This window comes from Methylobacterium crusticola (genome assembly GCF_003574465.1).
GTDB classification, from domain to species: domain Bacteria; phylum Pseudomonadota; class Alphaproteobacteria; order Rhizobiales; family Beijerinckiaceae; genus Methylobacterium; species Methylobacterium crusticola.
The window spans coordinates 52,140-65,729 of record NZ_QOWC01000008.1 but is presented as its reverse complement, the minus strand read 5'-3'; the positions used below and the strand labels follow the sequence as shown (position 1 = coordinate 65,729).

10 protein-coding genes and 1 pseudogene are annotated in these 13,590 nt (G+C 74.1%); 4 read left to right on the top strand and 7 right to left on the bottom strand.

The features are described from left to right. Window positions 1-69 precede the first annotated feature (69 nt). Entirely contained in the window at window positions 70-990 is a 921-nt protein-coding gene (locus DT057_RS09510) for a site-specific tyrosine recombinase XerD (protein WP_128561848.1), read from the bottom strand. Further along, window positions 987-1,133, bottom strand: coding sequence for a histidine kinase (locus DT057_RS09505; protein ID WP_128561847.1), 147 nt, complete (start codon window positions 1,131-1,133; stop codon window positions 987-989). The genes DT057_RS09510 and DT057_RS09505 overlap by 4 nt, the downstream gene beginning before the upstream one ends. A 232-nt stretch (window positions 1,134-1,365) precedes the next feature. On the opposite strand from DT057_RS09505, the pseudogene aroB reads away from it, so the two are divergent. After that, window positions 1,366-3,180 (top strand): annotated as a pseudogene (gene aroB / locus DT057_RS37655) (3-dehydroquinate synthase); the annotation flags it as partial. A gap of 113 nt (window positions 3,181-3,293) precedes the next feature. Continuing rightward, on the top strand, window positions 3,294-4,604 hold the full coding sequence (locus DT057_RS09490; RefSeq protein WP_128561844.1) for an HlyC/CorC family transporter: 1,311 nt from the start codon (window positions 3,294-3,296) through the stop codon (window positions 4,602-4,604). A 197-nt stretch (window positions 4,605-4,801) separates the two neighbouring features. On the opposite strand, the gene DT057_RS09485 is transcribed toward DT057_RS09490, so the two are convergent. Next, complete coding sequence (locus tag DT057_RS09485) at window positions 4,802-5,158, bottom strand: c-type cytochrome (RefSeq protein WP_128561843.1); 357 nt, start codon at window positions 5,156-5,158, stop codon at window positions 4,802-4,804. A 278-nt stretch (window positions 5,159-5,436) separates the two neighbouring features. On the opposite strand from DT057_RS09485, the gene DT057_RS09480 reads away from it, so the two are divergent. Next, window positions 5,437-6,870 (top strand): FAD-linked oxidase C-terminal domain-containing protein, encoded by a 1,434-nt coding sequence (locus tag DT057_RS09480; protein WP_128561842.1) that lies wholly within the window; start codon window positions 5,437-5,439, stop codon window positions 6,868-6,870. Window positions 6,871-6,907: 37 nt separating this feature from the next. Here DT057_RS09480 and DT057_RS09475 read toward each other — a convergent pair whose 3' ends face one another. The 3 genes from DT057_RS09475 to DT057_RS09465 are packed head-to-tail and all read right to left on the bottom strand — an operon-like array spanning window position 6,908 to window position 8,890. Continuing rightward, complete coding sequence (locus DT057_RS09475) at window positions 6,908-7,753, bottom strand: 23S rRNA (adenine(2030)-N(6))-methyltransferase RlmJ (protein ID WP_128561841.1); 846 nt, start codon at window positions 7,751-7,753, stop codon at window positions 6,908-6,910. 7 nt (window positions 7,754-7,760) lie between these two features. After that, window positions 7,761-8,417, bottom strand: a complete 657-nt coding sequence (locus DT057_RS09470; protein WP_128561870.1) for a ribonuclease T2 family protein — start codon at window positions 8,415-8,417, stop codon at window positions 7,761-7,763. Next, window positions 8,417-8,890, bottom strand: a complete 474-nt coding sequence (locus DT057_RS09465) for a hypothetical protein (RefSeq protein WP_128561840.1) — start codon at window positions 8,888-8,890, stop codon at window positions 8,417-8,419. The genes DT057_RS09470 and DT057_RS09465 overlap by 1 nt, the downstream gene beginning before the upstream one ends. A gap of 381 nt (window positions 8,891-9,271) precedes the next feature. Between DT057_RS09465 and polA the strand changes: the two genes are divergently transcribed. Then, window positions 9,272-12,331 carry a DNA polymerase I gene (gene polA / locus DT057_RS09460; protein WP_128561839.1) on the top strand — a complete coding sequence of 1,020 codons (3,060 nt, stop codon included), beginning with the start codon at window positions 9,272-9,274 and terminating at the stop codon, window positions 12,329-12,331. A 43-nt stretch (window positions 12,332-12,374) separates the two neighbouring features. Here the strand turns inward: polA and DT057_RS09455 are convergent, their stop codons facing one another. After that, window positions 12,375-13,586 (bottom strand): ABC transporter substrate-binding protein, encoded by a 1,212-nt coding sequence (locus tag DT057_RS09455; RefSeq protein WP_128561838.1) that lies wholly within the window; start codon window positions 13,584-13,586, stop codon window positions 12,375-12,377. Between the last annotated feature and the right edge of the window lie 4 nt (window positions 13,587-13,590).

Here is a 13,590-nt window from a genome sequence, read left to right as displayed (position 1 = left end):
TTGGCGGCCGGTCACTTGGCGGCCGGTCACTTGGCGGCGCGACGCGGCGCCCCGCCCCGGCGCCGTCCCTCAGGCGTCCGCCAGCGGGTGCAGGTCGCGCACCATGTCCTTCAGGCGCTCGTCCAGCACGTGGGTGTAGATCTGGGTCGTCGAGATGTCGGCGTGGCCGAGCAGCTCCTGCACCACCCGCAGGTCGGCCCCGTTCTGGAGCAGGTGGCTCGCGAAGGCGTGGCGCAGCACGTGCGGGCTGACCCGGTCGGCCCGGATCCCGGCGGCGGCGGCGAGCAGCTTGAGGTCGCGGGCGAAGGCCTGCCGCGTGAGGTGGCCGCTCTCGCTCTCGGCCGGGAACAGCCACGGCCCGGGCGCGGCCGAGGCGGCGAGGTGGGCCGCCATCGCGGTGCGGGCCACCTCGGTCAGCGGCACCAGCCGCTCGCGGCCGCCCTTGCCCCGCACCACCAGGAAGCGCTCGCGGGTGAGGCCCGCGGCCCGGGGCAGCGCCACCAGCTCCGAGACGCGCAGCCCCGTGGCGTACAGGAGCTCGATCAGGCAGAGCATCCGGGCGGCCCGGGCCGCCTCGCCGGGCGTCGGCGCCCGGACCGCCGCCTCCTTGGCGACCGCGAGCAGCCGGTCGACCTCCGCCTCCGAGAGCACCTTGGGCAGGCCGCGCCCCTTCTTGGGACCGGCGACCGGGGCGGTCGGGTCGGTCTCGGACAGCCCCTCGGCGTACAGGAAGCGGTGGAAGCCGCGCACGCAGGAGAGCCGGCGGGCCGCCGAGGCGGCCTTGAGGCCGCGGGCCTCGAGGTCGACGAGGTAGCCGCGCACCGCCGGGGCCTCGATCGCGGCCGGGTCGGCCCCCCGTGCCGACAGGTAGGCGAGGTAGTCGTCGAGGTCGCGCCGGTAGGCCGCGAGCGTGTTGGCGGCGGCGCCCCGCTCGGCCGCCAGCATGTCGAGGAACGACTGCGCGAGGCCGGCCGGGGCCAGGGTGCTCACTTGGGTTGCAGCTTCGTGTTCGGGATGGTGACGGTGATGTCCCGCGGCGTCGGCTCGACGAAGGTGGCGAGCACGAACAGCGCCGCGAGGGCGAGCCCGGCCAGGACCGCCACGACGGCCAGGAAGCGGAAGAGGGTCGGCAAGTCGGGCGGGCCTCGGAGACGCTTGAGGACGGGCGGAGCGATGGCGCCCGGCGCGGTCGTTCCGGTCGGTTCGACCATGCGGCCGCCCGCAAGGCAAGGTCGGCGAGGCAGGGGGCGGCAGAATGCCGGGTGCTGTTGCGCGGGCGCCGTGGCCCGGGCGATTTCCGCCGTTTCGCGCCGCACGGAAATCAGGCTAAGAACGCCGCATGAATGAGCGCCAGGCCACGGGAGAATCGATCGAAACGCGCGTCCGCCGCGGCCTCGGCCTGCGCTCGATCGTGCTCGTCGGGCTGATGGGCGCGGGCAAGAGCACGGTGGGCAAGCGCCTGGCGGGCCGCCTCGGGCTGATCTTCAAGGACGCCGACCACGAGATCGAGGCCGCGGCCGGCCTCACCATCCCGGACATCTTCGCGATCTACGGCGAGGCGAGCTTCCGCGACGGCGAGGAGCGGGTGATCGCGCGCCTCCTGCGCGAGGGGCCGCTGGTGCTGGCCACGGGCGGCGGCGCCTTCATGAGGCCCGAGACCCGCCGCCGCATCGGCGAGGCCGGCCTCTCGATCTGGCTCAAGGCCGACCTCGACGTGCTGATGCGCCGGGTGCGCAAGCGCCCCGGCCGGCCGCTCCTGCAGAACGAGGATCCCGAGGGCACCATGCGCCGGCTCATGGATGTGCGCCACCCCGTCTACGGCGGCGCGGACGTGATGGTGGTCTCCCGCGACGTCTCCCACGACCGGGTGGTGCAGGAGGTCCTCGACGCCCTCGACGCCCGTCTCCGCGTCCCCGGCCTGCCCGGCGGCGCGGAGGCCTCCGCGCCGGGCCCCGAGATCCAGGGCGTCGCGGCCCAATGAGCGCCGGGGCGCCGCCCGGCGGCACCGCGCCGGCACGGGAGCCCGGGCGCGCCGGCGCGCCCGAGAGCGCCGGCGTGCCAGAGAGCGCCGGCGCGCCCGAGACCGTCCGCGTACCCCTGTCGGGCGGGCGCGCCTACGACATCGTGGTGGGACGCGGCCTCCTCGCGGGGATCGGCGAGCGCGTCGCCGGGCTCGGCGCCCGGGCCGTGGCGGTGGTCAGCGACACGCGCGTGGCCGGCCTCTACGGCGCGGCGGTGCGGGATTCCCTCGGCGCGGCCGGCCTGCGCACCGCCCTCGTCACGGTCCCGCCCGGCGAGGGCTCCAAGAGCTACGCGGCCTTCGCGGAGGTCTGCGACGGCCTCATCGGCCACCGCATCGAGCGCGGCGACCTCGTCCTCGCCCTCGGCGGCGGGGTGGTGGGCGACCTCGCGGGCTTCGCGGCGGCGGTGCTGCGCCGGGGCGTGCGCTTCGTCCAGGCCCCGACCAGCCTGCTCGCCCAGGTCGATTCCTCCGTCGGCGGCAAGACCGGGATCAACTCGGGCTTCGGCAAGAACCTCGTCGGGGCCTTCCACCAGCCGAGCCTCGTCGTCGCCGACACCGCGTCCCTCGACACCCTCTCGCCCCGGGAGATGCGCGCCGGCTACGCCGAGGTGGCGAAGTACGGGCTGATCGGCGACGCCCCCTTCTTCGCCTGGTGCGAGGCCCGCTTCCCCGAGATCTTCGCCGGCGGCCCGGCCCGCGAGGCGGCCGTGGCGGCCTGCTGCCGCGCCAAGGCCGCCGTGGTGGTGCGCGACGAGCGCGAGGACGGCGAGCGGGCGCTGCTCAACCTCGGCCACACCTTCGCGCACGCCCTCGAGCGCCTGACCGCCTACGATGCGGCCCGCCTCGTCCACGGCGAGGCCGTCGCCATCGGGCTCTCCCTCGCCTTCCGGTTCTCGGCCCGGCTCGGGCTCTGCCCGGGCCAGGATGCGGGCCGCGTCGCCAACCACCTCGCGCTCGCCGGCCTGCCGACCACGCTCGCCCAGGTCCCGGGCGGCTGCGGCGACGCCGACCAGCTCCTCGAGGCCATGCGCCAGGACAAGAAGGTCCGGGACGGGGCGCTCACCTTCATCCTCGCCCACGGGATCGGGAAGAGCTTCATCGCGCCCGGCATCGCGCCGGCGGCGGTACGGGACTTCCTGCGCGACGAGCTCGGCTGAGGGGGTCCCGCGGCGCAGGTCCCGGGGGCGGGTTTTTTCGTGAGACGTGAGCCGGGAGGGCTGCCGGCGAGCCCTCCCGCCGAGGCCGCGGCCTCCCGGGTGGCGCGAGGCGCATGGATACGACACAGGACCTCTGGCTCTCGGCCGGCATCGTGGCGATCGCGCTGGTGCTGTCGGCGTTCTTCGCCGGCACCGAGACCGCGCTCACCGCGGCCTCGCGGGCCCGCCTCGCGGCGCTGGAGGATGCCGGGGACGTCCGCGCCCGCCTGGTCAACCGCATCCTGGCCGCCCGCGAGCGCTTCCTCGGCGCGATGCTGCTCGGCCGCACCCTCGTGATGGCCGGGGCCGCGGTGTTCACCACGGGCGTGCTCGCGACCCTGTTCGGCAAGGCGGGCGTGCTCTCCGCCCTGGCGCTGCTTCCCGTCCTGGTCGGGCTCGCCGAGGTGGTGCCGCGGACGCTCGCGCTCGCCGCCCCGGAGCGGGCCGCGCTCCTGGCGGCGCGGCCCGCCCTCGTGGCGACGGCCCTGCTCGGGCCCCCGGCGCTCCTCGCCGAGCGGGCCGTGCGGGAGGTGCTGCGCCGCGTCGGCGTCCGCCTCGCCGAGGCGCCCTCCGCGCTCACGCCCCGGGAGGAGATCCGCGACCAGATGGCGCTGCTGCAGCGGGAGGGCGGCGTCGCCAAGGCCGAGCGCGACATGCTGGGGGGCCTGCTCGACCTGACCGAGCTCACCGTCTCGGAGGTGATGGTCCACCGCACCAAGATGCGCGCCATCGACGCGGACCTCGCCCCGGAGGCGATCGTGCGCGAGGTGCTGGCCTCGCCCTACACCCGCCTGCCGCTCTGGCGCGGCTCGCCCGAGAACATCGTCGGCGTGCTGCACGCCAAGGACCTGCTGCGCGCCCTCGACGCGGTCGGGGGCGACCCGGGCCAGCTCACCATCGAGGCGATCGCCCTCGAGAGCTGGTTCGTGCCCGACACCACCTCCCTGCGCGACCAGCTCAAGGCGTTCCTGACCAGGAAGACGCACTTCGCCCTGGTGGTGGACGAGTACGGCGAGGTGATGGGCCTCGTCACCCTGGAGGACATCCTGGAGGAGATCGTCGGCGACATCTCGGACGAGCACGACGTCGCGGTCCAGGGCGTGCGGCCGCAGGGCGACGGCTCGGTCACGGTGGACGGCGCGGTGCCGATCCGCGACCTCAACCGCGCCATGGACTGGAGCCTGCCGGACGGCGAGGCCACGACCGTCGCCGGCCTGGTGATCCACGAGGCCAGGGCGATCCCGGATGCGGGCCAGGCCTTCCACTTCCACGGCTTCCGCTTCCTGGTGCTGCGCAAGAGCCGCAACCGCATCACGGCGCTGCGCCTCGTCCGGCTCGGCGAGAGCGGACAGCCGGCCGCGCCCGGCCGGCAGGCGGGCGCCTAGGGCGGCACCCGGTCACGCTGCGCCCGGGCGCCGCTCCAGGTTCCTGACCTCGCCGCGGTCTGCGCGACGAACCGGCATCCGCTTCGTCGAGAAGACGCTCCGGCGCCGCGCCCGGCCGGCCGGCTGGCCCCGCCAGAAACACGAGGGGCCCCCGGCGCCGCGCGCCGGGGGCCCCAGGACCGGGGACGGCCGCGCGCCTACTTCTGCGTCTCGAGGTAGGCGATGAGGTCGGCCACCTTCTTGTCGTCCTTGATGCCCGCGAAGATCATCTTGGTGCCCTGCACCTTGGCCTTGGGGTCGTGGATGTAGTCCTTGAAGGTCGCCTCGTCCCAGGTCAGGCCGGAATTCTTCATGGCGGCCGAGTAGTTGTAGGCTTCGTGGGTGCCGGCCTTGCGGCCGATGACGCCCTTGAGGTCCGGGCCGACGCCGTTCTTCCCGAAGGCGTGGCAGGCCTTGCACGGCGCGAAGACCTTCTCGCCCGCCGCGGCGTCCTGGGCCTGGGCGGCGAGGGGCATGAGCGCCGCGAAGGCGGCACCGAGGATGAGCTGACGCATGAGGTTCCCTCCTGAGGCCTCGTTCGAGGGCCTGTTTCGATATGGTTCAGCTTTAGAACTGGTAAATTGAAAAACGCCGACGAACCCGGCCCGGCACGTGCGGCGAAAAGAAGCTCTGCCGGCCCCTCCACGCAATCGGACCAAGGTGCAGGAGGGTGCCGGCGGGCGCGTGCATCCCCGGGCCGGCTCGGATATAGCCGACCGGAGACCCGACACGAGCGGGAGCCTCCCCGGCGGTGCGCCCGCCCGGAGCGCTCCCGAGCCTTCGAGGAAACGCCATGGCGATCGCCTTCCCGTCTCCGGACCCCGCGATCCTGGCCCGCCGGGACGCGATCGTGGCGGGGCTCCGGGGCCTCGTCGCGCCCGAGGCCCTGGTAACGAGCGAGGACGAGCGACGGGCGTTCGAGACCGACGGCCTCACCGCCTACCGCCGGATGCCCCTCGCCGTGGTGCTGCCCTCGACGACCGCCGAGGTCTCGGCGGTCCTGCGCTACTGCCACGAGAACGGCGTCCGGGTCGTGCCGCGGGGCGCCGGCACCTCGCTCGCCGGCGGCGCCATCGCGCAGGAGGACGCGGTCATCCTCGGCGTCGCCAAGATGAACCAGGTGCTCGCCCTCGACTTCGCCAACCGCACCGCCCGGGTGCAGTCCGGCATCACCAACCTGGCGATCAGCGGGGCGGTGGCGCACGAGGGCTTCTTCTACGCGCCCGACCCGTCGAGCCAGCTCGCCTGCACCATCGCGGGCAACATCGCGATGAATTCCGGGGGCGCCCACTGCCTCAAGTACGGGGTCACCACCAACAACCTGATGGGTGTCACGCTCGTCCTGATCGACGGCACCGTGGTGGAGATCGGCGGCGACCACCTGGATGCCGCGGGCTACGACCTGCTCGGGCTGATCTGCGGCTCCGAGGGCCAGCTCGGCGTCGTCACCGAGGCGACGGTGCGGATCCTGCGGGCCGCCGAGGGCGCGCGGCCGGCGCTGATGGGCTTCGGCTCGGTCGAGGCCGCCGGCGCCTGCACGGCGGCGATCATCGGCGCCGGCATCATCCCGGTGGCGATCGAGTACATGGACCGCGAGGCGATCGCGATCTGCGAGGCCTTCGCGCACGCGGGCTATCCCCTCGACGCCGAGGCGATGCTGATCATCGAGGTCGAGGGCAGCCCGCAGGAATGCGACGCCATGCTGGCCCGCATCGTCGAGATCGCGCGGCCGTTCGCGCCGACGAGCCTGAAGGTGTCGCAATCCGAGGCCGAGAGCGCGGCGATCTGGAAGGGCCGCAAGTCGGCCTTCGGGGCCACCGGGCGGATCTCGGACTACATCTGCATGGACGGCACCATCCCGACCGGGCAGCTCGCCCCCGTGCTCGAGCGCATCGGCGCCATCACGGCGGCCTACGGCCTGCGCTGCGCCAACGTCTTCCACGCCGGCGACGGCAACCTCCACCCCCTGATCCTGTTCGACATCAACAAGCCGGGCGAGATGGAGAAGGCGGAGGCCGCCGGCGAGGAGATGCTGAAGCTCTGCGTCGAGGTCGGCGGCTGCCTCACGGGCGAGCACGGCGTCGGCATCGAGAAGCGCGACCTGATGAGCTACCAGTACGCGCCGGCCGACCTGCACCAGCAGATGCGGGTGCGGGCGGTGTTCGACCCGGGCTGGCTCATGAACCCCGCCAAGGTCTTCCCCCTCGACGGGCGCGTCGCGGCCTGAGGGGCGGTGCCCGCCCGGAGGCCTGAGGGCGGCGCCCTCAGGCCTCCGGCCCGATCGGGGCGCAGCGGAACGCCCCGTAATCGGCGAGCGCCAGGCGTTCGGCGAGGGCCGGGAGGACGAGGTCCGCCTCCTCGCGCAGGGTCCAGGGCGGGTTGACCACGATCATTCCGCTGCCGGCGAGGCGCGCCCCGTCGGGCCGCTCCACCAGGAGGTCGAGGCGCAGGGCCGGGCGGGGGAGGGCGGCGTCGAGGCCGGCCGCCAGGCGGTCGACCGCGCCCGCGTCCTTGATCGGGTACCAGGCGAGGTAGGTGCCGGTCGGCCACTTCGCGACGGCCTTCAGGAGGCCGCGCCCGAGGCGCTCGATCTCGCCCGGCACCTCGTAGGGCGGGTCGATCAGCACGAGGCCCCGGCGCTCCTTCGGGGGGATGAGGGCCGGGAGGGCGGTCCAGCCGTCGAGGTCGAGCACCTTGGTGCGGGGATCGCGGTTGTAGCGCTCGCGCAGGACCGCGCCGTCCGCCGGGTGCAGTTCCACGAACACGCCCTGGTCGCCCGGCCGCAGGAACTCGCGGATCAGGGCCGGCGAGCCCGGGTAGACCTCCGGCCCGTGTCGCGCCCGCACGGCCGCGACCGCGTCGCGGTAGGGCGCGAGCACCGCCTCGACGGCGTCCGCGAAGGGCGGCCCGAGGCGGCCCCAGCCCGCGCGCCACTCGCCCGTGCGCCCGGCCTCCTCGCCCGCGAGGTCGTAGAAGCCGAGGCCCGCATGGGTGTCGATCGCCCGGAACGGGGTGGTCTTGCGCCGGAGATGGGCGAGCACCCGGGCGAGGACGAGGTGCTTGAGCACGTCGGCGTGGTTGCCGGCGTGGAAGGCGTGGCGGTAGTTCATGGCGGCGTCAGCGCGCGGCCCCCACCGTGACCTCGCCGGCCCGGCAGTTCTGCCGCGCCACCTCGGGGCAGGGCGTGAAGCCGCGCAGGTCCCGGGCGAAGCAGATCCGTACCTCCTCGAGCTGCCCGGAGCGGCACGTCACCGCCATCATGTCGGGGCGCAGGCCCGGATTGCTGGCGACGAACTGGCGGGCGATCTCGATCGGGGCGGCGCGCTGGTCGCGGTCGGGCCGGGCGAGGGCCGCCGGGATCGTCACGGCGTCGCGGGCGCGGCGGGCCGCCCGGAAGTAGCCGGCGGGGTCGAGGCCCGAGCAGGTGCCGTGCCGGCGCCACTCGTAGCGGGCGAGGCCCTCCGACGGGAAGACGCCGTCGGCCTCCTCCAGGGCGGGACGGCTCGGCGCGCGCGGGAAGGCGCCGCACTCGCTCGGGTAGCCCCGGTCGTATTGCGGCCAGAGGCCGTGCACCACGAAGCCGAGGCCGCGCCCGGCCTCGCACTGGCGGTCGTTGCGCCGCTCGCCGGTGAGCGCGCAGTAGGCCGGCGACCACGACAGGGCGAGGACGTAGAAGTCGAAGCGGCCGGGCTCGCCCCCGCGCTCCTGCGCGGCGGCCGCCTGGCCCGCCAGGGCGAGGCCGGCGGCGAGGAGCGCCCGGGCGCGGCGCCCGATCAGGGCCGGGCCTCGCGGCAGGAGCTCGCCGAGGCGTACGCGTAGGCGAGGTTGCGGTCGAGGCCGTGGACGCAGAACTCGACGCCCCAGGTCGCCCCGATGATGCCGAGGCTCTCGCGCACCGAGTAGTCGACCCGCCGGCGCACGCCGTCCGAGGTGGTGGCCACGGCGGTGCAGAACCGGCGCGGGTAGAAGTCGAGGCCCCAGGGCCGCCACGCCGTGCGCTCGATGCCGTCGTAGGCCACGATCGTCAGCGTGGAGTTCCAGAACTTCGCCTCCTTCTCGGCGAACTGGTAGGTGACCTTCTCGAGCACCCCGGCATCCTGGCAGCCCGGGATCTGCGCGTCGAAGGGGAACTCGCGCTCCTCGGCCGGCGAGATCTCCTGGCGGGCCGAGCGGGCGAGCGCCGGCGACAGGGCGGCTGCGGCCGCGAGCCCGGCGAGGAGGGAGGCGAGGAGGAGTGTCTTGCGCATGTGCGGCCCTGAACCATGGCGGACGCGGGGACGGGCCCTCCGCCCGGGGAGCGGCGGCCGTGCCCGGTCGCTGACAGTTACTCCCGCCGAGACGAGGCCGCCGGCGCCGGCAAGTCAAGCTTCCGCGGCGGTCTTCCGGCGCTTTCGCGCCGCCCTGGTGTGCCGGGAGCACACCGGGGCGCGGGGCGCGCCCGTCGGGCGCGCCGGGAGCCCCGTCGCGCTTCCGCGCCGCCCGGCCCGATCGCCGGGGGCACCGGGCGGGGCGCGGTTTGCCTCGGCCGATTCAGGCACTAAGACCTGGGATCAGGACCGCGGGACCGCGCCCGCACGGGTCTCGTGCCCGTATGGGCACCAGCACGACGCAGGAAGCAGACATCCCGCATGACCACCGAGCCTGCCCCCGAGAGGAAGCCCGTCGGCCCTGGCGACCAGGTGCTGCTCGTCGACGGGTCGTCCTTCATCTTCCGGGCCTACTTCCAGTCGATCAACCAGCCCGAGCGCTACAATTTCCGGCCCTCCGACGGCCTGCCGACCGGCGCGGTGCGGCTGTTCTGCGCCAAGATCGCCCAGTTCGTGCAGGAGGGCGCGGCCGGCGTGCGCCCGACGCACCTCGCCATCGTGTTCGACAAGTCCGAGGGCTCGTTCCGCAAGGAGATCTTCCCGGACTACAAGGGCCACCGGCCCGACGCGCCCGACGACCTCAAGCGCCAGATGCCGCTGATGCGCGACGCCGTGCGGGCCTTCGGCCTCCAGCCGATCGAGCTCGTGCGCTACGAGGCCGACGACCTGATCGCGACTTATTCCCGCCAGGCCGAGGCGCGGGGGGCGGGCGTGATCATCGTCTCCTCCGACAAGGACCTGATGCAGCTCGTGGGCGACCTCGTGCGGTTCTACGACTTCGAGTCGGGCCAGAAGGGCAAGCCGGGCTACCGGCCGGAGCGCAACCTCGACCGGGCCGCCATCGTGGAGCGCTGGGAGGGCCTCGGGCCCGAGCAGATCGGCGACGCCCTGGCGCTGATCGGCGACACCTCCGACAACGTGCCGGGCGTGCCCGGCATCGGCCTCAAGACCGCGGCCGCCCTGCTCAAGGAGTTCGGCGGCCTGGAGGCGCTCCTCGAGCGGGCCGCCGAGATCAAGCAGCCCAAGCGCCGCGAGACGCTGCTCGCCAACCTCGACCAGGCCCGGCTGTCGCGCCGCCTCGTGGCCCTCGACGAGGCCGTGCCGGTGCCGGTCCCCCTCGACGCGCTCGGGCTGCCCCGGCCCGACCCGCAGCGCCTCGTCGGCTTCCTGAAGGCGATGGAGTTCAACACGCTGACGCGGCGCATCGCCTCGATGCTCGACGTCGACCCCGAGGCGGTGAGGCCCGATCCGGCCCTCCTGCCTGCGGGCGCCGCCACGGGCTTCACCAACCCGAAGGGCGGCAGCGACGTGACGCCGTTCTTCGGCGACGAGGCGGACGCCGCCCCGGCCGCGCCGGCGGAGGTCGATCCCTTCGCCGACCTCGACCTGCCGGACACCCCCGCCAAGCCCCGGGGACCCGCGGAGGCGACGCCGACGACGCTCGTGACCGCGCGGGCGGCCGAGTCGGTCAAGCCCTTCGACACCGCCGCCTACGAGACCGTGACGACGCTCGAGGGCCTGGAGGCCTGGATCGCCGAGGCGGTCGAGGCCGGCATCGTCGCGGTCGACACCGAGACCACGGCGCTCGACGCCAACAAGGCCGACCTCGTCGGCGTCTCCCTCGCCACGAGGCCCGGGCGGGCCGCCTACATCCCCCTCAGCCACCGCGGCGGCGAGGACCTGTTCGGCGAGGGGCTGCTGCCCGGCCAGCTGCCCTGGGAGGCCGTGAAGGCGCGCCTCAAGCCCCTGCTCGAGAACCCGGCCGTGCTGAAGGTCGGGCAGAACATGAAGTACGACTGGCTCGTGCTCGCGCGCCACGGCATCGAGGTCGGGCCCTTCGACGACACGATGCTGATCTCCTACGTGCTCGATGCCGGCAAGGGCTCGCACGGCATGGACGAGCTCGCGCGCCGGCACCTCGGCCACCAGCCGATCACCTTCTCGGACGTCGCCGGCTCGGGCCGGCAGAAGGTCACGTTCGACCGGGTCGCCCTCGACAAGGCCACCGCCTACGCGGCGGAGGACGCCGACGTGACGCTGCGGCTGTGGCGCCTGATGAAGCCGCGCCTCGCGGCCGAGCGCCGCGCCACCGTGTACGAGACCCTGGAGCGGCCCCTGGTGCCGGTGCTCGCCCGGATGGAGCGCGAGGGCGTCAAGGTCGACCGGGGCATGCTCAGCCGCCTCTCGGGCGACTTCGCCCAGTCGCTCGCCCGGCTCGAGGAGGAGATCCAGGAGACGGCGGGCGAGCGGTTCTCGGTCTCCTCCCCCAAGCAGATCGGCGACATCCTGTTCGGCAAGATGGGCCTGCCCGGGGCCAAGAAGACCCCGTCCGGCCAGTGGGCGACGCCCGCGACGCTGCTCGAGGAACTGGCCGGCCAGGGCCTGGATCTGCCGCGCAAGATCCTCGAGTGGCGCCAGCTCTCGAAGCTGAAATCCACCTACACCGACAGCCTCCAGGAGCACGCCGACCGGGAGACCGACCGGGTCCACACCTCGTTCTCGCTGGCCGCCACCACGACCGGGCGGCTCTCCTCCTCGGACCCGAACCTGCAGAACATCCCGATCCGCACCGAGGAGGGCCGGCGCATCCGGCAGGCCTTCGTGGCGGATGCCGGCCACAAGCTGATCTCGGCCGATTACAGCCAGATCGAGCTCAGGCTCCTCGCCCACATCGCCGACATCCCGCAACTGCGCCAGGCCTTCGCGGACGGCATCGACATCCACGCCGCCACCGCCTCGGCGATGTTCGGGGTGTCCCTCGAGCAGATGACCCCCGACCTGCGGCGGCGGGCGAAGACCATCAACTTCGGCATCATCTACGGCATCTCGGCCTTCGGCCTCGCCGACCGGCTCGGCATCCCGAACGCCGAGGCCTCGGCCTTCATCAAGCAGTATTTCGAGCGCTTCCCGGGCATCCGGGCCTACATCGACGACACCAAGAGGGCCTGCCGCGACAAGGGCTACGTCACGACGCTGTTCGGGCGCGTCTGCCACTATCCCCAGATCCGATCGAACAACCCCCAGGAGCGCGCCTCGGTAGAGCGCCAGGCGATCAACGCCCCGATCCAGGGCACCGCCGCCGACATCATCCGCCGGGCCATGGTGCGGATGGAGGGGGCGCTCGCGGCGGCCGGCCTGTCGACCCGGATGCTGCTCCAGGTCCACGACGAGCTCGTGTTCGAGGCCCCCGACGACGAGGTGGAGCGGGCGCTCCCGATCATCGCCCGCGTGATGGAGGAGGCGCCCCACCCGGCGGTGGAGCTCCGGGTGCCGCTGGCCGTGGACGCCAAGGCCGCGGCGAACTGGCAGGAGGCGCATTGAGGGACCGGCAGGCCGCCCGGGGGCCGCCTCCCGGGTCCGCGCCTCACCTCCTGAGGGCCGGGCAGGTGCTCTCCGCCAGGGGCCGGAAGGCCTCGTCGCCCGGGATCGTGGCGATGCGGTCGTAGGTGTCCCACTCGCCGGTCGAGGCGCCGGGCGCCTTGACCCGGAAGACGTAGACGTCGTGCACCATGCGGCCGTCCTCGCGCAGGCGGGCGTTGCGCACCACCTCGTCGTCGATCGGCAGGGCCCGCATGGCGCCGATCACTGTCCCGGCCTCGTCGCTCCGCGTGGCCGCGACCGCTCTCAGGTAGTGGCGCACCGCCGAGTAGATCCCGGCGTGGATCGTCGACGGGACGGTGCCGTGGCGCTCCCGGAAGCGCCGCGAGAAGGCCCGCGTCCCGGCGTCGAGATCCCAGTAGAAGCCCTCGGTCAGGATCGTGCCCTGGGCGGCCTCGAGCCCGAGGCTCCGCACGTCCATGACGGTGAGGAAGTACGCGACGAGGCGCTGCGCCCCGCCCGTCAGGCCGAACTCGCGGGCGGTCCGGATCGCCGCGATCGTGTCGCCGCCCGCGTTGGCGAGCGCCACGATTTCGGCGCCGGAGGCCTGCGCGGTGAGGAGCGGGGAGGACAGGTCGACGGCCGGGAAGGCGTGGCGGACCGCGCCGACGACCGACCCGCCCCGGGCGGCGACGAGGCTGCGCGTGTCCGCCTCGAGCTGGTGGCCGAGGGCGTAGTCGGCCGCGACCAGGAACCAGCGCATTCCCGGCGCCGCGACCTGGCGCACGATCCCGGCGACCTGGCCGTAGGTGTCCCACATCCACTGCACGATGTGCCCGGGGTCGCAGGCGTCGCCCGTGAGGCGGGCGGTGCCGCCCGGGAACAGGCCGACGCGGTTCTTCTCCCGCAGGAGCGGCGGCACCGCGAGCTGGATCGCGGCGTTCGACATGTCGGCGAGGGCGTCGACCCCCTGGCGGTCGATCCATTCCCGGGCGAGGGCCGAGGCGACGTCCGCCTTGTTCTGGTGGTCCGCCGACAGGATCTCGACCCGCAGGCCGGCGCACTCGGCCGCGGCGCAATCCTCGGCCGCCATGCGGGCGGCCACCACCGAGCCCCTGCCGGTGATGTCGGCGTAGACGCCCGCCATGTCCGACAGGACCCCGATCCGGACGACGCCGTCCGAGATCTCGGCGGCGGCGGGCCCGTTCGACAGGCAGGCGAGCCCCGCCAGGGCGGCGGCGACGAGGACGTGTCTCACGGGC